This is a genomic window from Streptomyces asoensis, from assembly GCF_016860545.1.
Taxonomy (GTDB): Bacteria; Actinomycetota; Actinomycetes; order Streptomycetales; family Streptomycetaceae; genus Streptomyces; species Streptomyces asoensis.
Genome location: NZ_BNEB01000005.1, coordinates 795,801 through 818,461, shown reverse-complemented (window position 1 = coordinate 818,461; position 22,661 = coordinate 795,801). Strand labels below are relative to the sequence as shown.

The 22,661-nt window shown below is 72.8% G+C and carries 17 protein-coding genes; 10 read left to right on the top strand and 7 right to left on the bottom strand.

Annotated elements, in window-relative coordinates:
- Nucleotides 1-82: 82 nt before the first annotated feature.
- The 3 genes from Saso_RS26645 to Saso_RS26635 form a co-directional block, all read right to left on the bottom strand.
- Complete coding sequence (locus Saso_RS26645; protein WP_189924674.1) at nt 83-1,738, bottom strand: glycosyltransferase family 39 protein; 1,656 nt, start codon at nt 1,736-1,738, stop codon at nt 83-85.
- Between the two features lie 93 nt (nt 1,739-1,831).
- Nucleotides 1,832-3,748, bottom strand: coding sequence for a phosphatase PAP2 family protein (locus Saso_RS26640; protein ID WP_189924676.1), 1,917 nt, complete (start codon nt 3,746-3,748; stop codon nt 1,832-1,834).
- A 211-nt stretch (nt 3,749-3,959) separates the two neighbouring features.
- Nucleotides 3,960-4,868 carry a BadF/BadG/BcrA/BcrD ATPase family protein gene (locus tag Saso_RS26635; RefSeq protein WP_189924678.1) on the bottom strand — a complete coding sequence of 303 codons (909 nt, stop codon included), beginning with the start codon at nt 4,866-4,868 and terminating at the stop codon, nt 3,960-3,962.
- 320 nt (nt 4,869-5,188) lie between these two features.
- Between Saso_RS26635 and Saso_RS26630 the strand changes: the two genes are divergently transcribed.
- From Saso_RS26630 to Saso_RS26605, 6 genes are all read left to right on the top strand, one after another.
- On the top strand, nt 5,189-6,322 hold the full coding sequence (locus Saso_RS26630) for an ROK family transcriptional regulator (RefSeq protein ID WP_229901389.1): 1,134 nt from the start codon (nt 5,189-5,191) through the stop codon (nt 6,320-6,322).
- A 275-nt stretch (nt 6,323-6,597) separates the two neighbouring features.
- Nucleotides 6,598-7,926, top strand: coding sequence for an extracellular solute-binding protein (locus Saso_RS26625; RefSeq protein WP_189924682.1), 1,329 nt, complete (start codon nt 6,598-6,600; stop codon nt 7,924-7,926).
- 116 nt (nt 7,927-8,042) lie between these two features.
- Entirely contained in the window at nt 8,043-8,957 is a 915-nt protein-coding gene (locus Saso_RS26620; RefSeq protein WP_189924684.1) for a carbohydrate ABC transporter permease, read from the top strand.
- Complete coding sequence (locus Saso_RS26615; RefSeq protein ID WP_189924686.1) at nt 8,954-9,856, top strand: carbohydrate ABC transporter permease; 903 nt, start codon at nt 8,954-8,956, stop codon at nt 9,854-9,856. Before Saso_RS26620 ends, Saso_RS26615 begins: the two co-directional genes overlap by 4 nt.
- 2 nt (nt 9,857-9,858) lie before the next feature.
- Nucleotides 9,859-11,577 carry a hypothetical protein gene (locus tag Saso_RS26610; protein ID WP_189924688.1) on the top strand — a complete coding sequence of 573 codons (1,719 nt, stop codon included), beginning with the start codon at nt 9,859-9,861 and terminating at the stop codon, nt 11,575-11,577.
- 71 nt (nt 11,578-11,648) lie between these two features.
- Nucleotides 11,649-13,496, top strand: coding sequence for a hypothetical protein (locus tag Saso_RS26605; RefSeq protein WP_189925035.1), 1,848 nt, complete (start codon nt 11,649-11,651; stop codon nt 13,494-13,496).
- Between the two features lie 23 nt (nt 13,497-13,519).
- Here Saso_RS26605 and Saso_RS26600 read toward each other — a convergent pair whose 3' ends face one another.
- On the bottom strand, nt 13,520-14,176 hold the full coding sequence (locus Saso_RS26600; RefSeq protein WP_189924689.1) for a nucleoside/nucleotide kinase family protein: 657 nt from the start codon (nt 14,174-14,176) through the stop codon (nt 13,520-13,522).
- Nucleotides 14,177-14,232: 56 nt separating this feature from the next.
- Between Saso_RS26600 and Saso_RS26595 the strand changes: the two genes are divergently transcribed.
- The 3 genes from Saso_RS26595 (at nt 14,233) to Saso_RS26585 (ending at nt 17,826) form a co-directional block, all read left to right on the top strand.
- Nucleotides 14,233-14,628 (top strand): YybH family protein, encoded by a 396-nt coding sequence (locus Saso_RS26595; protein ID WP_189924691.1) that lies wholly within the window; start codon nt 14,233-14,235, stop codon nt 14,626-14,628.
- 100 nt (nt 14,629-14,728) lie between these two features.
- Nucleotides 14,729-15,475, top strand: a complete 747-nt coding sequence (locus Saso_RS26590; RefSeq protein ID WP_189924693.1) for a beta-phosphoglucomutase family hydrolase — start codon at nt 14,729-14,731, stop codon at nt 15,473-15,475.
- 8 nt (nt 15,476-15,483) lie between these two features.
- The gene (locus Saso_RS26585) at nt 15,484-17,826 is read left to right on the top strand and encodes a glycoside hydrolase family 65 protein (RefSeq protein ID WP_189924695.1); all 2,343 of its coding nucleotides are present in this window, start codon (nt 15,484-15,486) and stop codon (nt 17,824-17,826) included.
- 62 nt (nt 17,827-17,888) lie between these two features.
- On the opposite strand, the gene Saso_RS26580 is transcribed toward Saso_RS26585, so the two are convergent.
- Together Saso_RS26580 and Saso_RS26575 are read right to left on the bottom strand one after the other, a co-directional pair.
- Entirely contained in the window at nt 17,889-18,848 is a 960-nt protein-coding gene (locus Saso_RS26580; RefSeq protein WP_189924697.1) for a hypothetical protein, read from the bottom strand.
- A gap of 11 nt (nt 18,849-18,859) precedes the next feature.
- Entirely contained in the window at nt 18,860-20,332 is a 1,473-nt protein-coding gene (locus Saso_RS26575; RefSeq protein ID WP_189924699.1) for an APC family permease, read from the bottom strand.
- A gap of 329 nt (nt 20,333-20,661) precedes the next feature.
- On the opposite strand from Saso_RS26575, the gene Saso_RS26570 reads away from it, so the two are divergent.
- Nucleotides 20,662-21,123, top strand: a complete 462-nt coding sequence (locus Saso_RS26570) for a DUF5709 domain-containing protein (protein ID WP_189924701.1) — start codon at nt 20,662-20,664, stop codon at nt 21,121-21,123.
- Nucleotides 21,124-21,201: 78 nt separating this feature from the next.
- Here Saso_RS26570 and sthA read toward each other — a convergent pair whose 3' ends face one another.
- Entirely contained in the window at nt 21,202-22,605 is a 1,404-nt protein-coding gene (gene sthA / locus Saso_RS26565) for a Si-specific NAD(P)(+) transhydrogenase (protein WP_189924703.1), read from the bottom strand.
- Nucleotides 22,606-22,661 lie beyond the last annotated feature (56 nt).

Here is a 22,661-nt window from a genome sequence, read left to right as displayed (position 1 = left end):
CTTCCACGGGGCTCAACATACTTCAGGGACCGCGCCGTACAGGGTGGGCGAAGACGCCCCTCGCGCACCCGGTGATCGTGGATTACCGCCGGTACAGCGTGATCGAGTGGCCGACCTCGTCGACCGGCCGGCCGGTGCGCAGCAGCACGGCGAGCGGGCCCTTCGCCACCGCGACCGCGGAGTCCGACACGACCAGCAGCCCGTGCACCTCCGCCGGGGGGACCCGCCGCGGGTCGCGGGCCTCGATGCCGTAGGCGGCGGGCACCCCGCTGCCCTTGTACACGAGCCACACCCGCTCGCCCGCGTAGCGGTCGTGCAGCCGGTCCGCCAGCCGCCCCAGGTCCTGGCCCCAGTCCACGTTGGAGTCGTGCAGCCGCAGATGGGTCCTCGCCGGTCCGCCGAAGGCCTCGTTGGAGTACGGCAGGTAGTACGGGAACGTCCGCAGGGAGCTCACCGCGACGAAGGCCACCAGCGCCGCCACCGCCACCGGCGCCCACCGCAGGCGCACCGCCAGGACGCAGCCCGCGGCCACCGCGAGGGACATCGGCAGGAACACGGCGTACCGGGTCCCCAGGTCCCGGGACCCGGCCATGGCCGCGACCAGCAGCACGGCGGCCGGGACCAGCACGTAGGGCGCCGCGGGACGCAGCCGCCGCACCACCACGAGCACGAGTGCCCCGGCCGTCCACAGCACGAGCGCCCCCAGCGGGGTCTTCACGAGCAGGGCGGCCGGCAGGTAGTACCAGCGGGCACCGGTGTACCGGTGACCGAAGAGGAAGCCCGCCCACGAGCGGTTCTCCATGCCGAACTGGATCCGCATGCCGTCCCGGTACGCCTCGGGGAACGGCAGCAGCCGCACGAGGTGCCCGCGCAGACCGTGCACGACGGGCACATGGGTCGCCCCGGGATCCCAGCGCAGCCGCGGATCGACCGCGAGGTAGGCGGCCCAGACGACGGCCACGGCGACCGCGGTCACCACCCCCGCGGCGAGCAGCGCCCGCCGCACGTCCCGAGGGCGCCGGGCGCACACCGACAGCGCCGCGAGGGCCGCCGCCACGGGCACCACGGGCAGCGTGCTCATCTTCGTCGCCAGCGCCGCGCCCAGGGCGGCCCCGGCCAGCGGCAGGCAGCGGCGCGCCCGGTCGCGGGCCCGCCACAGCAGCCACACCGAGGTCAGCAGGAAACCCGCCGCGGGGACGTCCAGGGTCGCCAGCGAGCCGTGCGCGACGACGTCGGGGGAGAGGGCGTACAGGGCGAGCGCCGCGAGGGCGGGGACGGGCCCGGCGAGATCGCGGGTGAACGCGAACACCACCAGGCCGAACAGCAGCGTCAGCGCGATCACCGGCAGCCGGGCCCACAGCATCAGCCGCCACGGGTCGTTGCCCGACCGGTACAGCAGGTGCCGGCCCGCGGCCTCCTGGGTGCCGGTGAACGAGGGATCCACGTGCGCACCTGCCACCGCCACACCGGCGGCGACGACGAGCTTGCCGAGCGGCGGGTGCTCGGGATTGAGGCGCACCCGGTGCTCGTGGAGGTAGCCGGCCGCCGCCGCCACGTACACGGGTTCGTCGATGGTCGGCGTCTGCCGCACCGCGGTGGTGACCATGGCGACGGCCATCTGGGCCAGCAGGACGGCCACCAGGAGCGGCACGAGCAGGCGCCGGCGCCCCCGCGGCCGTGCCGGCGCCGTGCCGGCGTCGGGGGTGGGAGCCGGGACCGGGTGTGCTGCGCGTGCCATCGTCCGCCCTGCGGTGACACCGGCCGGGCGATTGCCGGAGCCGGGCGCGGCGGGGCTCGAAGGCCCGTGCGCCCGGCTCCCGCCGCGAGGGTGTTACCGCTTCACAAGTCGTACCGACAGACCGTCTGCCGTGTACACGGGTACGGCGCGCAGGTGGTCGGAGTTCAGCTCGACGCGGTCGAACTGTCCGCGCAGCGCCGATGCCTCGATCACCGGCACGGTGCTCCCCGCGACCGGCGGGCGGTCGGCGTCCAGCCGCAGCGACAGCACCGACCCCCGGTCGAGCCGGACCCGCCCGGACACCCGCAGCGCCGGGGCGTGGTAGCGGTGCAGCGTCAGGTCGAGCACCGCGCCGGCCCCCTGGGTCCACGCGCCGCGCACCCGCACCGGCTCGCCGGCGCGCAGGGTGCCGCCGTCCAGCCGCACGTCGCCCCGGCCGAGCGCCCGCTCGTGCCCTGCGACGAGCACGCCCGCCTCCAGCACCGTGCCGCCGCGGTAGCGGTTGTGGCCGCTCAGCGTGAGGGCGCCCGAGCCGCGCTTGGTCAGACCGCCGTCGCCCCCGATGTCGTTGCGCCAGGAGTCCGCCGCCTCGAAGCCGCCCCTGGACGCGTCCAGGGTGACCGTGACGTCGGAGTCGAAGGCCCCGTAGCCGTCCGCCGCGGTGAACAGGTCGAGCCGGCCCCACTGCTCGAAGCCGTCCAGCAGGACGTACCCCGAGGGCAGCGCGGTCGTGCGCAGCACCTCGCGGCGCTGGGCGGCGGTCAGGTACGGCAGCCGCGTCTCCAGCAGCACCTCGGCGCCCTTGGGGACCGTGAGGGGCGTCGAGCGGCCCTCGCGCTCGAGGACGTAGGTCAGCCGGGGCGCGTTGGCGCGCGCGTTGGCCTCGCGGTCGGCGTACGGGTCCGAGGCGTCGGAGTGGGCGTAGGCGAACAGGGTGTCGGCCGTCGTGCCCGTCTTCCCGGTGAAGTAGGCCAGGGCCTGGGCGCGCGCGGCCGCCTTGAGCTCGGCGTTGGCCGGGTCGGCGAGCGTGGCGGCGGCCAGGGCGGTGGCCATGATGCGGCCGCCCAGGACGTCGACCGTGGAGTGCATGCCGGAGACGATGCGGGTGTGGCTGAGCGCGAGGGCGCGGGTGACGAGTTCCTGGAACCGCTCGGGCACGGCGTAGGCGTACGCCAGGGACGCCAGGTGGAAGGCGTTGGTATGCCCGCTGGGGAACCCGCCGTCGTCGGCGGGGGACGTGCTGCGCTGGCGCAGCAGCTGCGGGACGACGACCACCTTCGAGTCGTACACGGGGAAGCCGAGGGCGTCGGTCCGGCCGGTGTCGACGACCTCGCTGTTCTCGTTCATGCGCCACGGCCGCGGGTACTGGAAGGCGTACTTGCCCGGGTTGCCCGAGGCGTACGGTCCGCGCACGGTGTCGACGAGCCTGGCGACCAGGCCGAGGTCGGAGGTGTACGACCCGGCGCCGAGCGCGGAGCCGGCGGGCGCGTCCGCGGGAACGGCGTCGTCGATCTTCGTCGGGGGAGTGGTGTCCGGCGCGCTCGTGATCGACGTGACGGCCTTGGCGCCGCTCTTGTACAGGTCGGACAGCGGGCCGAGTCCGCCGATCATCGCGTAGCTCTGGTGCTGGCGGTCGTGGACGAACGCCTCCCTGCCCTGTGCCTCCGTGCGGGCGCCGGTGACCGCTGTGCAGTACTGCATGTTGGCGCGCAGGACGTCCGCGCGCAGCGGGGTGCCGGTGTTCCAGGCGGCGCCGGTCTTCCAGACCCGGGCGAAGCCGCCGAGGATCCGGACCACGGCGTTGGTCTCGGGCGTGAGGTTCGCCGTGATGTTCGTCCGGTAGTCGTCGACGAACGGCAGCGGGGCCGTGGCGGCCTTGGCGTCGGCCGCGCCGAGCCAGGACACCAGGGTGGGGGCGGCCACCAGGGCGGCCGAGCCGCCGAAGGAGACCTTCAGGAAGCGCCTTCTGTTCACGGCCGAGGGGGTGGACTGCCCGGCGGGTGACGGCATGGGTGTGCCTCTCTGGACTTCGTCGGCCGTGCGGCCGGGGAGGAAGTGCGGGGAAACCTGCGGGACACGTCCGACCGGCCCCGGCGGGGCCGCCTTGGCGGCGGATCGGCCGGACGACGCGTACGAGCGAAGATCTACGGCCGGGGCGTGTCGGCTCCGCGACGGCCCGGCGACCGGCCGGTGTGCCGCGGGTGAACGCACGCCGGGCGCCTCACAGGAGGGAGCGTGCCAGCGCCACCGCGCCCTCGACCGGCGGCCGGGTGAGCGGCCGGGGCCGCGCCCCGGGTACCGCGTCGGCCAGCGCGGCGGCGAAGGCGTCGTAGAGCGCCGGCTGTCCGAGCACCGTGCCGCCCGCCACCACCACCTCGTCGACCGGGACCCCGCGGGCGGCGAGGCGGGCGACGAGCGCGGCGAGTGCGGTTGCGGCCTCGGCGATCACGGACCGCGCGAGTGCGGAGCCTTCGGCGGCGGCCGCGAAGACGACGGGCGCGTGCCGCCCCCACTCGGCGGAGATCTGCGTGGCGCCCTCCAGGGCACCGGCGAGCGCCGGGACCTCGGACACGTCGAAGGCGGTGAGCAGACCCAGGGCCAGGGCATCGGGTCGCGCACCGCGGTCGTGGTCCGCCCAGACGGCCCGGACCGCCTCACGGACCAGACCGGCCGCGCCGCCCTCGTCGCCGAGGACCGCGCCCCAGCCGCCGACCTGGACGGCGTCGCCCGAGGGCAGCCGGCCCACCGCCACGGAACCGGTGCCGGCCACCAGGCCCACACCCTTGTCCGCTCCGGCGGCGGGGACGATCAGTTCGGCGTCGCCCACGACCCGGGCGGGCACACCGAGGGAGAGTTGCAGGGCGTCCCGTATCAGCGCGCACTGCCGTGGTGTCTCGCAGGCGTGCGCGCCCACGGCGAGTGCCGAGGGGCGCGCGCCCGCGGGCAGCGCGTCGAGGACGAGGGCGGTCAGCCACCGCGCGGCGGCCGCCGTGTCGTGCGGTCGCCACCCGGTGCTGGCGCGGACGTGGTCGGCCACGACCGCGTCGCCCGCGAGGGCGCGCAGCTGCGTCTTGGTGCCGCCCACGTCGACGCCGACCACGAGGGGGCGCGAAGGGGGAGAGTCCTGCACGGATCCTCTTTCGTCGTTGCGTCCAGCTGCGACGGCGGGCGAACCGTGACCGATGGTCTGCGGATCAATGGTGAACTAGGGAGGCCCCGGGACGGGCCTCTGACGAAGCACGGCAGGCGAGTACCGTGAAGTTCGTTAGGAAGTTAACTAACGAAGTACAGTGCGTCAAGAGGAATCGCGCACTCGACCTCCAGGCCCTGTCCGGGCCGCCGCGGGGCGGGAACGCGCAACGTCGGTGCATCCCTTCGCCGTGGCCCGCCGAGACGATCGGCGGGTGAGCGCGGCCCTGTACCCGTGTGGGGGAAACTGTGGAAATCGACGTGGCGGAAGCCCCCCGCCTGACCGACAGCGCCAGCGCGGTCTTCGCCGTGCTGGCGCAGGCGGGCAGTGCGACCCGGCCGCAGCTCGCGAGTCTGGCGGGCCTGTCCAAGCCGACCGTGTCCTCCGCCGTGGCGGAGCTGGAGAACGCCCGGCTCGCCGCGCACTCCGGCACCGCCTCCAGCGGCACCGGCCGCTCGGCGGCCGTCTACCGCCTCGGGCGGGCCGCCGGCGCCGTGCTCGCCGTCGACCTCGGGCCGGCGCTCACCCGGGTCCGCGGCTGCGCCCTGGACGGCTCCCTGCTCGCCGAGGCCACGGCCTCGCGCACGGACGCCGCCGACGCCGTGCGCGAGGCGCTCGGGGCACTGCCCGACGGCATCCCGCTGCGCTCCATCGTCGTCGCCGTCGGTGACGTCGCGGCCAGGGACCTGCGGGGCAGCGGCATGCGCCCCGCGACCGCCAAGGCGGGCCCGGTCTTCGACGCCATGGCCGTCGCCCTGCCGCCCGGGGTGCCCGTCCACCTCGAGAACAACGTCAACTGCGCGGCGCTCGCGGAGCTGCACGAGGGCGCGGCCCGCGGCCGCCACACCTTCGGTTACCTGCGGATCGGCGTCGGCATCGGCCTCGGCATCGTGGTCGGCGGCTCGGTGCTGCGCGGTTCGAACGGCGCGGCCGGTGAGCTGGCCCGGCTGCCGTACCCGTGGGACGACGGCCGTGAACCGCGCCAGGAGGCCCTCGAGGAGTACATCGGCGCCCGCTCGCTGCTGCGCCGGGCCGAGGCGCTCTGGCGGGGCGCCGACGGCCCCTGCCCGCGGACCACCGAGCGGCTCTTCGCCCTGGCGGGGGAGGGGCTCGCCCCGGCCCGCGACATCGTGGCCCGGCATGCCGCGGACGTCGGCCGCCTGGCGGCCGCCGTGACCGCCGTGCTCGACCCGGGCCTGATCGTGCTGGGCGGCAGTACGGGCGCGGATCCGCAGCTCCTGCCCGGTGTGCGGGCCGAGCTGGCCCGGCTGAGCTGGCCCACCGAGGTGGTCAGCAGCAGGGTCGGGGACACCGGCACCGTCGCGGGTGCCGCGCGGCTCGCGGTCGCCCGGGGAGTCCAAACCGTGACCGAGGCCGCGCGGGCTGAGGATTGACGGCTTCCGACTCGGTCTGCCAATGTCCGGACAAGCGCTTTCTAAGTCGGCCGGGACGCCGGCTTGGGGTGAGCGTCCCGCCCGTACGCGAAGTACGGCAGCCGCACGAGGGCGTGCTTGTGCGACGACGGCCCTCATGGCCGGGGATCCCACCCGTGACGGCGACGCGGCCGGGCGAGGCCGCGCCCCCCGGAAAGCGAAATTTCCTGCAAAATGCACCCGTGCCGCATCGATCGGCGCCGTGCTCCGTCCCCTACGACGAAAAGGGATCGAAGATGACCAGTGTGGGTGTGCGGCGCTCCCGCCGACTCGGCCGCGGCGGCATACGCCGTCTTGTCCCCCTCGCTGCCGTGGCCACGGCAGGTGCCCTGCTGCTGTCCGCCTGCGGGTCGGACGGCAGCTCGGGCGGCAACTCCAAGTCCCTGACGTTCTGGATCTCCACCGTTCCGGGCCAGGACGCGGGCTGGAAGAAGCTGGTGGCGCAGTACAAGAAGGAAGCCGGCGTCGACGTCAAGCTCGTCAACATCCCCTACGACGGCTACCCGACGAAGCTCCACAACGCCGCGCAGGCGAACTCCCTGCCCGACGTGGCGGCCGTGCCGGCGCTGGACCCGATCTGGTCGAGCAAGCTGATCGACCTCAAGTCCATCGCCGAGAACAAGACCAACAAGATCAACGCCAACTTCATCGCCAAGGACTCGTCCGGCAAGGTGCTGGCCATCCCCTCGGACGTCACCGCGTCCGGCCTGTTCATCAACGAGACGCTGTTCAAGAAGGCCGGCGTCGCGTTCCCGACCTCGCCCGACAAGACCTGGACCTGGACCGACTTCATCAAGGCGGCGAACACCGTCCGTGAGAAGACCGGCGCCAAGTACTCCCTGACCTTCGACCAGTCGCCGTCCCGGCTGCGTGCCATGGTCTACGAGATGGGCGGCAAGTACGTCCACGCCGACGACTCCGGCAAGTTCTCGGTGGACGAGGCGACCAAGAAGGCCGTGAACACCTTCGTCGGCTGGAACGACGACAAGACCATGCCGAAGTCGGTGTGGACGAGCGGCGCCGACCCGTCGGCCATGTTCCAGAGCGGTGACGTGGTCGCCTACTGGTCCGGCGTGTGGCAGGTCGCCTCCTTCGCGGACAGCATCAAGAAGTTCGACTGGGCGAGCGTCCCGACCCCCGCCCAGCCGGTGCAGGCCAGTGACGTCAACAGCGGCGGCATGATGGTCGGCTTCAACAACAACGGCGCCGCGGCCACCGCCGCGACGAAGTTCATGTCCTGGCTGTACGAGCCGGACCACTACCGCGAGCTGTGCGAGACGTCCGGCTTCCTGCCGGTCGAGAGCGGCCTCGACCCGAAGTACCCCTTCACCTCCGAGGCGGCGCAGGCGGCGTTCAAGCTGTACAACGAGGAGATCCCGCTCTACGCCCCGATCTCCGGCTACTTCAACGGCGCGCAGACGAACTGGGTGCTGAAGGGCAAGAGCCTCACCGAGGACCCGACCAAGACGGAACTCGGCAAGGCCATCAACGGCCAGCAGTCGGCCGACAAGGCCCTGGAGAACATCGTGGCCGGCTACAACCAGCAGGTCGGCGGCGGATCGTAGGCCCCCGGGCCGGGCGGCGGTGTCCCGACACCGCCGCCCGGCCCCGCACGGCGTCCGCTGCCGGGCTCATGGCGTGAGCCCACCGCAATCCCATCCACCAGCACGGAGTCAGGAAGATGACAAAACGCGCCCCGGACGTGTCCGTGAGCCCGCCCAGGAGACGACGCAGCACCTACATCCTCGCGCCGCTCGTCCTCATCGCGGCCAATGTCGTGCTCTTCGCGCTGTTCTTCGTCTGGCCGGCGGTGATCGGGCTCGTCTACTCCTTCACGAACTACACGGGCGTAGGGGCGTTCCAGTTCGTCGGACTGGACAACTACCACAACCTGCTGGGCGATTCGACCTTCTACGACGCGCTGACCCGGACGCTGCTGTACGCGGTGCTCTTCGTCCCGCTGAACTTCGCGCTGTCGCTGCTCGCCGCCAACCTGGTGGTGAACAAGTACGCCAAGGGCGCGTCGGTGGCCCGCGTCATCTTCTTCATCCCGTGGCTCCTGTCGCCCATCGTCGTCGGTGTCCTGTGGCGGTGGCTGTTCGGTGAGAACTTCGGACTGGTCAACTACATCATCGAGCAGTTCGGCGGCGGCGCCGTTCCGTGGCAGTCGAACGCGGACCTGTCGCTGATCGTGGTGGTGATGGCGGCGTCCTGGGCCTGGACGGGCTTCTCGATGCTGCTGTTCATAGCGGCCATCAAGAACGTACCGGTGTCCTACTACGAGGCGGCCTCGCTCGACGGCGCCGGCCCGTGGCGCCAGTTCGTCAGCATCACCCTGCCGAGCATCGCGCCCACCTCGTTCATCGTCATCCTGCTCAACACGATCAACGCGATGAAGGAATACCCGGTGTTCGTCGCCCTCAACAACGGCGGACCCGGCACGTCGAACAACCTGCTCGTCCAGTACATCTACGAGACCGGCTTCAAACGGGGCCAGATCGGCTACGCGAGCGCCGCGTCGTTCGTGCTCATGCTCATCCTGATGGCCGTCGCGATCATCCAGCTGATCGTCAACCGACGGGTGGAGAACCGATGACAACCACCGACATGCCCCGACCGGTCGACGCCGATCCCGGACCGGGCGTCTCCAAGAAGCGGACCCGCGGGGCCACCAGCGGCGGGCTGCGGCGGGCGGTGTCCGCGACGACACTGCTGTGGATCCTGGCGTGCCTGTACGGACTGCCGGTGCTGTGGTTCGTCCTCAGCTCCCTCAAGCCGTCCAGCGAACTGTTCTCCTACCCGCTGACGCTCGTCCCGCACAACCCCACCCTCTCGGGGTTCAAGGCGGCGTGGGAAAGCGCCAACTTCTCCCAGTACTTCATCAACACGGCCCTCGTGTGCGTGATCACGACCGTCCTCACGGTCGGCGTCAGCTGCTGCACCGGGTACGCGCTCGCGAAGTACGACAACCGGTGGCTCAAGGCGTTCTTCATCTGCATCCTGGCCACCACGATGCTGCCCTCCGAGGTCATGCTCGCCCCCGAGTTCCTCGTGGTCCGCAACCTCGGCCTCTACAACTCGTTCGCCGGCATCATCCTCCCGGCCGTGCTCACCGCGACGGGCTGCTTCATGTTCCGTCAGTTCTTCCTGACGGTCCCCGACGAACTCGTCGAGGCCGCGCGCATCGACGGCGCCCGCGAGCTGTCGATCTTCCTGCGGATCATGGTGCCGCTCTCCCGGCCCATCATGCTGACCCTCGCCATCCTGTCCTTCCAGTGGCGGTGGAACGACTACATCTGGCCGCTGCTCATGCTCAACGACCCCAGCAAGTTCACCGTGCAGATCGGCATCCAGAGCATCGTCGGCGCGCAGAACATCAACTGGTCGGTGCTGCTCGGCGCCTCGGTCATCTCCATGATCCCGCTGATCGCCGTCTTCCTGGTCTTCCAGCGGTACGTCATGGGCGCCGACATCAACGCCGGACTGAAGGACTGACCGTGCCCACCGCGCCCGACCACGAGTTCGTCCGCGCGGTGGCGCGCGCCGCCGACCGGGCGGCCGTCCCGCTCGCGGACCGCCCCGGCGAGGAACCCGCCGGAGTGACCCACCGCGCCCTGGCCCGCCGGGTCAGGACCCTCGTGGCGGCGTACCGCTCCCCGCACTCGGCACTGCACGGCAGCGGGCGGGCCGTCGCCGCCGCGACGACCCACCTGCGCGCCCTGCGGGCCGCGCAGACACCCACCGGCCTCTTCGCCGGCGGCGACAACGTGCAGTCCCCGCCGGACTCCGCGTTCACCGTCAACGACGTGTGCGACGCGCACGTCCTCGCCGCCGGCGCGGGACCGGAACTGCGCGAGGTCACGGCCGCGCTCGCCGAGATCGCCGACGCCGCCACCGGCAGCCTCCTGACCGGTGGCGTGCACACCCCGAACCACCGCTGGGAGCTGTGCGCGGCGCTGGCCCGGCTGCACCGGTCGTTCCCCGACGAGCGCCTGCCCGACCGGATCGGGCAGTGGCTCGCCGAGGGCGTCGACATCGACGCCGAGGGCCTGTACTCGGAACGCAGCGCCCTCTACGCGGCCCATGTGTCCAACCCCTCGCTGCTGCTGCTGGCCGACGTCCTCGGCCGCGCCGACCTGCGGGACGCCGTCGAACGCAACCTCGCCGCGACCCTGGACCTCATCAGGCCGGACGGCACGGTGGAGACCGTCCACTCGCGACGCCAGGACCAGCACCTCTCCTTCCCGCTGGCGCCCTACCTGCCGCACTACCGGCTGCTCGCGGTCCGCACCGGCCGGGGCGACTTCAGCCGGGCGGCGCACCTCGCGGCCGCCGGCGGCATCGACGACGCCGGGCTGCTCGCGGAGACCCTCCTCACCCCCGACCTGTGCCGGGTCCTGCCCCCGCCGGCCGCGGAGGTCCTCCCGCGGGACGGGTACCTCGCCACCGCCGGCCTCGCCTCGCGTGCCTCCGCCACCGCGCACACGGTGGTGTACGGCGGCTCCGACGTGCCCAGCCACCGGCGCATCCGCTCGGGCCTCGCCTGCAACCCCACCTTCCTGCGGCTGTTCGCCGGGGAAGCCGTCCTGGACGCGGTCCGACTCTCCCGGGGCTTCTTCGACCTGGGTCCGTTCCGCGCCGCCGGCATGCGACGCCTCGCCGACGGCCGCCACCGGCTCACCGAGACCCTCACGGCCGCCTACTACCAGCCGCTGCCGCCGGACCGGCGACGGGACGACGGCGCCTACCGCACGGCCGACGAGGGACGCTTCTCGGCAGCGATGGCCTTCCAGGACCGCCCCCGGGACGAGGTCTCGCACACGACCCGGATCGACGTGGAGCTGAGGGACGACGGCGCCGACCTGCGCATCGACATCGGCGGACCGCGCGTGCCCTGGGCTCTCGAACTCACCTTCCGCCCGGGCGGCGCCGTCCGGGGCGCCGTACCGATCGGCGACGGCCGCTGGTGCCTGACGAGCGGACCGGCGGCCTACCGGGCCGGTGACGACGAGATACGGATCGAGGCCACCGTCGAAGCGGGCGAGCCCCTCGCCGGACCGGACCGCGCCGACGTACTGCGCTACGACCCCGGGCAGGACCACACCGTGGTGGGCGGTACCGACGCGACGGCCGGGAACCGCGTCCACATCGGCGGGCACGGCCCGCACACACTGACCGTCGCACTGCGCGCCCGCCGGCCCGCAGCCGTCGCGTGACGCCGACGACCCACGCCGTGACCGTCCCAGGCATGAAGGGCTGATCCCCGTTGCACCCCACGTCCCCCGCCGTGCACCTGTTCCACCAGCGCGGACCCCTGCACGACCTGCCCGACACCCCCGAGGCCTACGACGCCGTCCTCGCCGACGTCGTCGAGCAGGCCCTGGCCCGCCTGACACCGGAAGGCAGCCTCGAGCACCCCGACTGCACGGACGACATCGGCGACACCTCGCTCGGCATCACCTCGCTGCTGGCCCTGGCCTGGCAGCGCGGCAAGGACCCCCGCCTGCCGGAGGCCGTCGGCCGCAGCCTCGCCTTCCACCTGCGTGAACGCGTCTACCGGGACGACAACCCGGGCTACCCCAACCTCAGGGCCCGCGGCCGCGCACTGCCGTACGCCCGGTACGTGCTCGCGGCGGGCGCCCACCCCGTCGGGGACTGGCCGAGCACGGTGTGGGCGCTGCTCCAGGCCGTGAACCTCCTGGACGTGCTCGACACCCCGGACGGCCGTGACCTGGCCGGCGACGAGCAGCGCGCCGAACTGCTGGAGGTGGCGCGCGGCTACTGGACCTGGCTGACCGAGGCGACCTTCTTCAACCCGCAGGAGGCCGGCAACCAGGCCATCGGCTGCGTCGTCGGCGGCCTGATGCTGGCCCGCAGGCTCCCGCCCGAGGAGGGCGGCCGGGTCCGGGCCCGGGCCCTCGCGCTGTACTCCGAGGAGATCCGCGCCCACCGGGTCCGCGACCGGGGCGCCCTGCTGCCGCCCGAGCACGGCGGCGCCTACGACAACAACTACGGCCCGATCTCCCTGTCCTTCCTCGCCCAGGCCCACCGGGTCAGCGGTGAACAGGTCTTCGCCGAGGACGGCGAGGCGCTCGCCCGCTACATCGACGCCCGCCTGACGAACGGCGGCTTCGACAACGGCGGACCGCGCTACAGCGAACAGCACTCCGCCTTCGAATCGGTCCTCGGCCTGCGCTACTTCGGCACCCGGATCGGCGCCGACCTGGGCCGCTACCGGGGCGACAGCCGCTGGGCACGGTACGCGGCCAAGCCGGACGGCGGGGTCGACGGGCACTTCGCGTGGATGCTCGTCTGGCAGATCCAGGACGACTCCCGCTGGCACCGCGAACCGTCCACCGCGAGCGCGCGGCACCAACTGCGCGCCGGCACCGTCTCGGTGGCCTTCGACGACCGGATGACCCCGGCCGTCGTCGAGGCCGCGGGAACGTACTGCCTGGCCGCCGTCGTCGACCGCCAGCACGGCTTCGGTCCCGTCACCGACGGCTTCCTGTTGTGCCGCCCCATGGGCGCGGTCCGGGTCCGCGACGTCCGCGCCGACGGCCTGGCCGCCAAACTGGTCACCACACCGGTCGTCGGCCGCGACCACGTCCTGCGGTACGTGCGCTCCCTGTACGTCACCGACGGCACCGCCCTGTGGACGACGGTCGCCGTGGAGCGGCTCGACGGCACGCCGTACCTGCTGGCCGGCCTGCCGTACGCCGAGGACGACGGGGATCGGGTGCGCCGTACGGCGGACTGCGCCGTCGCGTCGGCGGGCACCCTGCGCCTCACCCACCCGGCCGGGACGGGCGCCGAGTACTTCGACGCGCGCGCCGCGCTCACGCAGGAGCAGGCCGCCTTCGCGCTCGCGGCCGACCCGCGCGGCTACGGCGACCCCGACGCGGGCTGGCGGCACCTGGTCGCCTCCACCGCGCTGGAGGCCGGCCCGGTCACGGACGCGCCCGACGACCTCCATGTGTTCGCGGTGCGCCACGGCTCGGCCGAGCCGCTCACCGTGTCCGTCCGGCGCGGCGAGGACGGCCTGACCGTGCGGACCGGGGTCTTCACGGCCGTGCTCGGCGCGGACGACGCACACGGGGAACCGACGCTGGCGGTGCGGGCCGGCAGCCGCTGAGGACCGTCCGCCGGGTGCCCCCGTCACAACGGCAGGGGCACCACCAGATCGGCCCGGTCCCTGGTCGACGCCACCAGCTCGGCGTTGCGCCGGTCGCTGCCGAGCACCCAGGCCACCGCGTCCTCGTGCCCCTTGCCGAACTCCTCGTGCCGGGCGACGAGCCGGCGTACGCGCTCGTCCTCGTCGCCCTCGCAGAACCACACCTCGTCCAGCGCGGCGCGCACCCGCACCCACGCGCCCGTGCCGAGGAGCAGGTAGTTCCCCTCCGTCACGACCAGACGGGCCGCCGGGGGGACCGGTATCGCCCCCGCGAGCGGCTGCTCCAGCACCCGCTCGAAACCGGGCGCGTACACGATGTCGTCGCCGCCTTCGCCGCTCGCGCCGTCCGCCTGTTCGCGCAGCCTCCGCAGCAGCGCCGCGTACCCGGCCGCGTCGAAGGTGTCCGGCGCGCCCTTGCGGCCGCGCCGGCCCAGCCGGTCGAGCTCGGCGTCGGCCAGGTGGAAGCCGTCCATCGGGACGTGCACGGCCCACGGCAGGCCCGAGCCGTTCAGCTCCCGCACCAGGCGCCGCGCGAGGGTCGTCTTTCCCGCGCCGGGACTGCCGGCGATGCCGAGCAGGGCGCGCCCGCCGTCCCCGCCGAGAGCACGGGCCCGGCGCAGCAGATCATCGAAAGTGAGCACACAGCGAAGTGTCGCAGTCTCCTGGACGGAGACCCACAGCGAGAGGAGGACGACCTTTGTCCGACGACGACACGCAGATCCGCACCCTGATCACCCGCTGGGCCGACGCCGTCCACCGCGGGGACCTCGGCACCGTCCTGGCCGGCCACGCCGACGACCTCGTGCTGTACCACGTGACCCCGCCGCACGAGGGCATCCGGGGCCTGGCGGCCTACGGCGCCCTGTGGCCCGCCTTCTTCGCCTGGCAGGCCGAGGGCGCGTGCTTCGACATCGACACCCTGCACGTCACCGCCGGCCACGATGTGGCCTACGCCCACGCGTTGGTGCGCTGCGGCACGCCCCGGGAGCTGGCCGAGGACCCCGCCCTGAGGCTGCGCCTGACCTTCGGGTTGCGCAAGGAGGAGGGCCGCTGGCTGATCGCGCACGAGCACCACTCGTTCCCGCACGAGTGACCCCGCGCCCGACCGTACGCCCGCCGATGCGCGGGCGCGCACGGCGATGTGGCGGGGCCCACACCGTTGAGGGAGTCGATACCGGGGAACGGGACCCTGTATGACGACGACGCTAGGTCTCCCCGGAACGATCCAGGCCTGTCTCTTCGACCTCGACGGTGTGGTCACCCGGACGGCCGTGGTGCACGCGGCGGCCTGGAAGGAGACCTTCGACGCCTTCCTGTACGCGCGCGGAGGCGACGACTTCCGGCCGTTCGACGAGGGCCACGACTACGACGAGTACGTCGACGGCCGCCCGCGCGCCGACGGCGTCCGCACCTTCCTCGCCTCCCGGGACATCGAACTGCCCGAGGGCGACCCCGGCGACCCGCCCGACGCGCAGACCGTGAACGGGCTCGGCAACCGCAAGAACCAGCTCCTCCTGGAGAAGATCCGCACCCAGGGGGTGGAGGCCTACGACGGCACCCTGCGCTACATCGAGGCGGCACGCGCGCACGGCCTGCGCACGGCGATCGTCTCCTCCAGCGCCAACACCCGTGACGTACTGCGCTCGATCGAGGCCGAGCACCTCTTCGAGGTACGGATCGACGGCGTCGTGGCGGCCGAACGCGGGCTGCCGGGCAAGCCGAGCCCCGACACCTTCCTGGCCGCCGCCCGCGACCTCGGCGTCGAGCCGTCGCGGGCGGCCGTCTTCGAGGACGCGCTGGCCGGCATGGACGCGGGCCGCAGCGGCAACTTCGGGTACGTCGTCGGCGTCGACCGGGTCGGGCAGAGCGACGCGCTGTACGCACACGGCGCGGACGTCGTCGTGAAGGACCTCGCGGACCTGGTCGGCGGCGAAGGGTGACGGCGCAGATGATCACGAACCGGTCGTACACGGTCGAGCCCTGGCACGTGCGCGAGACGGAACTCGACCTCGACGTCCTGGCGCAGAGCGAGTCCGTCTTCGCCCTCTCCAACGGGCACGTCGGCTGGCGCGGCAACCTGGACGAGGGCGAACCGCACGGCCTGCCCGGCGCCTACCTCAACGGCGTCCACGAACTGCACCCGCTGCCCTACGCCGAGGCGGGCTACGGCTATCCCGAGTCCGGTCAGACCGTCATCAACGTCACCAACGGCAAGATCCTGCGGCTGCTGGTCGACGACGAGCCCTTCGACCTGCGCTACGGACGGCTCGTCCGCCACGAGCGGGTGCTCGACCTGCGGCGCGGCGTCCTGGAGCGGACCTGCGAGTGGACCTCGCCGGCCGGGTCCACGGTCCGGGTGCGCTCGACCCGGCTGGTCTCCCTCACCCAGCGGGCGGTGGCCGCCGTGGCCTACGAGGTGGAGGCCGTCGGCAGCCGCTCCCGGGTGGTCATCCAGTCCGAACTGGTCACCAACGAGAGCCTGCCCGACCCGAACGGCGATCCGCGCGCGGCCCGTGCCCTGAAGTCGCCGCTGGAACCGGAGGAGGACGTGGCCGTCGGCAGGCGGCTCAGGCTCGTCCACCGCACGAAGCGCAGCGGTCTGCGGGTGGCCGTGGCCGCCGACCACGAGGTCACCGGCCCCGAGCGCACCGTCGTCAGCAGCGAGAGCAACGTGGACGTCGCCCGGCTCACCGTCACCTCCGTGCTGGAGCCCGGCGAGCGGCTGCGCGTGGAGAAGCTCGTCGCCCACGGCTGGTCCGGCGCCCGCTCGCGGCCCGCGATGAGCGACCAGGTGGAGGCGGCCCTCGCGGCGGCCGGGCACAGCGGCTGGACGGGCCTGCTCGAGGACCAGCGCGCCTACCTCGACGACTTCTGGTCCCGTGCGGACGTCGAGGTAGACGGCGACGAGGAGATCCAGCAGGCCGTCCGCTTCGCCCTGTTCCACGTCCTCCAGGCCGGTGCCCGCGCCGAGCAGCGCGCCATCCCCGCCAAGGGGCTGACCGGCTCCGGCTACGACGGCCACGCGTTCTGGGACACCGAGACCTTCGTGCTCCCCCTGCTCACCTACACCGCGCCCGAAGCCGTCTCCGAGGCCCTGCGGTGGCGGCAGAACACCCTGCCCGCCGCCCGTGAGAGGGCCGCCCAGCTCGGCCTCGGCGGCGCCGCGTTCCCCTGGCGCACCATCGAGGGGTCGGAGGGCTCGGCGTACTGGCCGGCCGGAACGGCCGCCTTCCACGTCAACGCCGACATCGCGGACGCGGTGGTCCGCTACGTCACGGCGACGGGGGACACCGAGTTCGAACGGAGCACCGGCGTCGAACTGCTCGTGGAGACCGCCCGGCTGTGGCGCTCCCTCGGCCACCACGACGCCCGCGGCGCCTTCCACATAGACGGCGTCACGGGCCCCGACGAGTACAGCGCGGTAGCCGACGACAACACGTACACCAACCTCATGGCCCGGGCGAACCTCCTGGCCGCCGCCGAAGCCGTCGGACGTCATCCGGACGAGGCCGCCCGCCTCGGTGTGGACGCGGAGGAGAGCGCGGCCTGGCGCGACGCCGCCCAGGCGGTGTACGTGCCCTACAACCACGACCTCGGCGTCCACGAACAGCACGCGGGCTTCACCCGCTACCAGCAGTGGGACTTCGCGGGCACCCGCCCCGACCAGTACCCGCTGCTGCTGAACTTCCCGTACTTCGACCTCTACCGCAAACAGGTCGTCAAGCAGGCCGACCTGGTCCTCGCGATGTACACGTGCGCGGACCACTTCGACGAGGAGCAGATCGCCCGCAACTTCGCCTACTACGAGCCGCTGACCGTCCGCGACTCGTCCCTGTCCGCCTGCTGCCAGGCGGTCATCGCGGCGCAGGCGGGTCACCTGGCACTGGCCTACGACTACACCGCCGAGGCCGCGCTGATGGACCTGGCCGACCTGGAGCACAACACCCGGGACGGCCTGCACATCGCGTCGCTGGCGGGCACCTGGATGGCCCTCGTCGCCGGGTTCGGCGGGCTGCGCGGGGACCGTGAGGGGCTGCGCTTCGCACCCCGGCTGCCCGACAGGTTCAGCCGCCTCGCCTTCAGCGTCCAACTCCTCGGCCGGCGCCTGCGCGTGGAGATAGGACCGGACAAGGCCACGTACACCCTGTTGTCCGGAGCGCCCCTGATGATCCGTCACCACGGGGACCCGGTGCGGGTGAACGGGGACGGCCCGGTGGTGCGCACGGTCCCGCCCGCCCCGGACCGGCCGACCCCGCGCCAGCCCCCGCACCGAAGTCCGAACACCCGCTGAGACTCCGCGGGACACGGGCGAGGGGCACCGGGCCGGCGCGGACGAACAGCGCCGGCCCGGTGTCAGTCGCGCACCCCCCACTCCTTGCGCCGCCGGGTGATCTGCTGGGCCGGGTCCCCGGTGTACGACCAGGGCGTACGGGTCGCCCGGCGGCCGAGGAGGGTCAGCAGCGGCGCCCCCACGTCGGCGGCGCCGCCCGCACACGCGGCGTGCGCCAGGTAGTTGACGTCACGCAGTTCGCCGGGGGCGACGGTGTCCTCCTTGCGTCCCGTGATCCAGCGCTCCCAGGTGCGGCGGACGTCGCTGACGGCGCCGTCGTTGTTCCAGTGCTGGCCGAGGGCGATGGCCGTGGAGCGGTCGTGTTCCGTGTCGAGGGAGTGGCGGAACTCCTCCACGCGCGCGTACTGCACCAGGACCGGCAGCGGGCAACCCGGCGGGGCCACCCCGGCCGCGTCCCTGGCGAAGTCGTACATCAGCCCGTGCGAGCCGTGCCAGCGGGCGGAATAGTAGTGCAGGACCTGGAGGTGGCCCTCCATGCTGTAGGGGTCCCGCCGGTGCAACTCGTCCCACCAGCGAGCCAGTTCCTGCCGGCGCACCCCGGCCGGATAGAGACGGGCGACCGAGATCAGCGACGTCCACGGCGTCGGGTCGTCGGGCCAGGCCTCGGCGGCGGCCAGACACGCCAGCACCGCGGCGTCGATCCGGGTCCGGTCGATCGGCACGCCCCGGCCCGCGGTGATCGCCAGGTCGAACGCCCGGGCCGTCTCCGTGGCCGCCCGCAGCACCAGTGCGTCGGCGCTGTGCGGTTCGGCCGCCAGCCAGGTCTCCACCGTCGAACTGCCCACGCAGGCCTGGGCGAGCAACCGGACCCGGTGCCCGCGGGCGAGCCAGTCCGGGCCGGTGGCACGCAGCAGGTCCCGCAGACCCTGCCAGCGGCCGATGACGATGTCGTGCCGGGTGGAGGAGAGCGGAGCATCCCCGCAGTCGGGGTCGAAATCGGGAGCGAAGCGGTCCCGCGCCATCGGGTCCCCTCTCAGAAGTCGGTGGAGAGACCCTCGTGGCCGGCGGAGTGCGCGGCCGGCCGGCCGTCGGGCACGTACCCGGCCTCGACGGTGCGCGAGGCGTCCAGCCGGGAGGGCCGGTAGTAGTCGCTGCCCCGCCGCCAGTACCAGAGCATCGGCACCAGGCCCACGGCGAGGCCGCCTACGCCGATGGCGATCGCCGCGGGGTCCAGCTCACCGAGCGACTCCACGAAGACCCAGAACATGAACAGGGCGCCGAACAGCGGCCACAGCCCGCCGAGCAGGAAGTCGGCCGGCGACCTCAGCAGGGTCTTGCGGTACGCCACGACCGCGGCGAGACCCGCCAGGCCGTAGTAGATCGCGATCTGGAGGCCGATCGCGGAGATGGCGTCGGCGAGGATGTCGCCGACCGAGCCCAGCGCGTTCGAGGCGACGAAGAGCACCAGCGCCACCGCGCCCACCACCGTGATCGCCACCCAGGGCGTGTTCCAGGTGCGGTGCACCCGGCCCAGCGCGGACGGCATCGTCCGGTCGCGGCCCATGGCGAACAGCGAGCGCGTGACCTGGATCAGGGTCGTCTCCAGGGTGGCGACGGTGGACAGCATCACGGCCACGATCAGCAGCTTGCCGCCCCAGCCCGGCCACACCTCCTCACCCAGCGCCGCCAGCACGTTGGCGCCGTTGTCCTGGACCTGCTGCGAGCTGAGGACGATGTTCACCGCGATGGTGAAGACCTCGAAGAGGAGGAAGACCACGCCCACGCCGATCAGCCCCGCGAGGCCGGTGGTGCGGCGGCTGTTGCGGGTCTCCTCGCTGAGGTTGCTGGTCACGTCCCAGCCCCAGTAGTAGAAGGCGGCGACCAGCGCGCCCGACGCGAAGCCGGACACCCCGTCGAAGTGGCCGAACCCGAGCCAGGACCAGTCGAACGGCAGCGAGTTGTCGGTGTGGAAGAGCGCGAGCACGGCGAACAGCGCGAGGATCGCCAGCTCCACGCCCGACATGATCAGCTGCGCGCGCACGGTGAGCCGGGCACCGCCCAGCACCACCGCCAGCATCACCAGGAACCAGGCGGCGCCGACCACGGTGGCCAGGACCGTGTCGTCGGCGAGGCCCTGGTCGAACAGCGCGAGGGTCATGGAACCGGCGGGCAGCGAGCCCGCCACCATGAAGATGGTCGCCGAGATCACCAGCGCCCAGCCGCTGACGAAGCCCAGGAAGGGGTGGAGCGTCCGCCCCACCCAGGAGTAGCTGGCGCCTGCGTTGACGTCGATCCGGCTGAGCCGGCTGAACGCCAGGGCGATACCCAGCATCGGTATCGCGCAGTACAGCAGTGCCGCGGGCCCCGCCAGGCCCACGGCCCCGGCCAGGACGGCGGTGGTGGCGGCGATGGAGTAGGCCGGAGCACTGCCGGCCACCGCCATCACCACCGTGTCGAAGGTGCCCAGCACGTTCGCCTGGAGCCCTCTTCCGGTGCTGTTGCTCATGGTTGCGCTGCTTTCCGTCGTGCACGCCGCCCGAGCGGGGAGGACCCGGCGGCGTATGGGGGGTGAGGGTGGAACGCCGCCGCGCGTCGAGAGGGATGACCTCGGCAGACGTCGGCGGAGCAAGGCGCGGCGGATACCGTTCCAGCACTGCGTCCGCGGACGGTCACTCCGAGTGTGCGAGTGACTATAGCCCCAACTCTTGAGCTTTCAAGATTGACGGATCGGTAACGTCCCGGGCCGCCCGTGCGGGTGGCATGTGCCGTGATTGGAGCGGGCCGCACGGGAAACGCGGACGGGGACACCACCACCGAAACCGCGAGGAGGCCCGCATGGGTACGCAGTCCGAGGCCATGGGCGACGACGTCTACCAGCCGTCCGGGACCGGCGAGGAACAGGCGGACGGCGCCCCTCTCGACCTCCAGGACGCCCTCGACGAACGCACCTACGACGACACCCTCGACGAGGGCTACTCTCCGCCGGAGAAGCCCCTCGGGGTCACCAAGTACGGCACGACCGCCGCCGAGCAGCACGAGGGCGAGAGCCTCGACCAGCGGCTGGCGCAGGAGGTGCCGGAGGCCCCGGAGCCGGTCGGGGACGCGGTCGGCGACCTTGCCGGCGGCGAGGGCGAACCCGTGGACCCCGAGGCCGGAGACCGGCGCGCGGGCCGGCTCGTCGCCCCGGACGAGGGCGCCCACCCCGACGCCGTGAAGGAGGAGGTCGCCCGGGACGTGGGCATCGACGGCGGGGCCGCGGGCGCGGAGGAGGCCGCCGTCCACATCGTCGAGGAGTGAGCGTCCCCGGCGCGGCCCCCGTTCACGACCCGCGCCGGCCGCCGTCCCGCGCCGCCGTGCCGTCCGCCCTCGCGCCCCTCAGTCCCCGATGCGGTCCAGCTGCCGCAGCCGGTTGGTGGCGTCGAGGGCGGCGACCTTGTACGACTCCGCCAGCGTCGGGTAGTTGAACACCGCGTTGACCAGGTAGTCGACCGTCCCGCCGCAGCCCATCACCGACTGTCCGATGTGGATCAGCTCGGTCGCTCCGGTGCCGAAGCAGTGCACCCCGAGCAGCGTCCGGTCCCGGGGCGAGACCAGCAGCTTCAGCATGCCGTGCGCGTCACCGATGATCTGCCCGCGGGCCAGTTCGCGGTAGCGGGCTATGCCCACCTCGAACGGCACGCTGTCCTCGGTGAGCTGGTCCTCCGTCCGCCCCACGAAACTGATCTCCGGGATGGTGTAGATCCCGATGGGCTGGAGGTGGTCCATCTGCCCGACCGGCTCACCGCAGGCGTGGTAGGCCGCCGCCCGGCCCTGCTCCATCGCCGTGGCCGCGAGCGCCGGGAAACCGATGACGTCGCCCACGGCGTAGATGTGCGGGACCGGGGTGCGGTAGTACTCGTCGACCTCGATGCGGCCGCGCCGGTCGGCCGCCAGACCCGCCTTGTCCAGGTCGAGCCCGTCGGTCAGACCCTGCCGTCCCGCCGAGTACATCACCACGTCGGCCGGGATCTTCTTGCCGCTCTCCAGCACGGTCAGCGCACCGCGCGCATGGCGTTCCACGGCGGCGACGGTCTCCCCGAAACGGAAGGTGACCGCCAGGTCCCGGAGGTGGTACTTGAGCGACTCGATCACCTCGACGTCGCACATGTCGAGCATCCCGGCGCGCTTCTCGACCACCGTGACCTTGCTGCCGAGCGCGGCGAACATGGACGCGTACTCCATGCCGATCACACCGGCGCCCACGATCACCATGGACTGCGGGACCCGCTCGACCGTCAGCACGTTGTCGGAGTCGAGGATGGTCCGCCCGTCGAACTCCACGCTGTCCGGCCGCGCGGGCCGCGTCCCGGTGGCGATCACGATGTGCTCGGCGCTGATCAGCCGCTCCTGCCCGCCGGTCTCACGCAGCGCGACGGTGCGGTCGTCGACGAACCGGCCGGTGCCGGCGAACAGGGCGACCTGGTTGCGGGTCAACTGCGCCCGGATGACGTCGGTCTCACGCCCCACCACATGCTGGGTACGGGCGGTCAGATCGGCGACGGTGATGTTCTCCTTGAGGCGGTAACTCTGACCGTACAGGTCACGCTGGGTGAGGCCGGTGAGGTAGAGCACCGCCTCGCGCAGGGTCTTGGAGGGAATGGTGCCGGTGTGCAGGGAGACCCCGCCGACCATGTCGGGGCGGTCGACTACGGCCACCCTGCGGCCCAGTTTGGCCGCGGCGATGGCGGCCTTCTGGCCGCCGGGACCTGATCCGAGGACGAGCATGTCGAAGTCGGGCATCCTCGGGAGTCTGGCAGCCGCAGGTGCCGCCGCGGAAGAGCGGATGCCCGGTCGAC

Excerpts from the sequence above, each read along its gene's own strand:
- Saso_RS26645 (WP_189924674.1), bottom strand. The coding sequence starts at position 1,738 with ATGGCACGCGCAGCACACCCGGTCCCGGCTCCCACCCCCGACGCCGGC.
- Saso_RS26640 (WP_189924676.1), bottom strand. The coding sequence starts at position 3,748 with ATGCCGTCACCCGCCGGGCAGTCCACCCCCTCGGCCGTGAACAGAAGG.
- Saso_RS26625 (WP_189924682.1), top strand. The coding sequence starts at position 6,598 with ATGACCAGTGTGGGTGTGCGGCGCTCCCGCCGACTCGGCCGCGGCGGC.
- Saso_RS26620 (WP_189924684.1), top strand. The coding sequence starts at position 8,043 with ATGACAAAACGCGCCCCGGACGTGTCCGTGAGCCCGCCCAGGAGACGA.
- Saso_RS26615 (WP_189924686.1), top strand. The coding sequence starts at position 8,954 with ATGACAACCACCGACATGCCCCGACCGGTCGACGCCGATCCCGGACCG.
- Saso_RS26590 (WP_189924693.1), top strand. The coding sequence starts at position 14,729 with ATGACGACGACGCTAGGTCTCCCCGGAACGATCCAGGCCTGTCTCTTC.
- Saso_RS26585 (WP_189924695.1), top strand. The coding sequence starts at position 15,484 with ATGATCACGAACCGGTCGTACACGGTCGAGCCCTGGCACGTGCGCGAG.
- Saso_RS26580 (WP_189924697.1), bottom strand. The coding sequence starts at position 18,848 with ATGGCGCGGGACCGCTTCGCTCCCGATTTCGACCCCGACTGCGGGGAT.
- Saso_RS26575 (WP_189924699.1), bottom strand. The coding sequence starts at position 20,332 with ATGAGCAACAGCACCGGAAGAGGGCTCCAGGCGAACGTGCTGGGCACC.
- Saso_RS26570 (WP_189924701.1), top strand. The coding sequence starts at position 20,662 with ATGGGTACGCAGTCCGAGGCCATGGGCGACGACGTCTACCAGCCGTCC.
- sthA (WP_189924703.1), bottom strand. The coding sequence starts at position 22,605 with ATGCCCGACTTCGACATGCTCGTCCTCGGATCAGGTCCCGGCGGCCAG.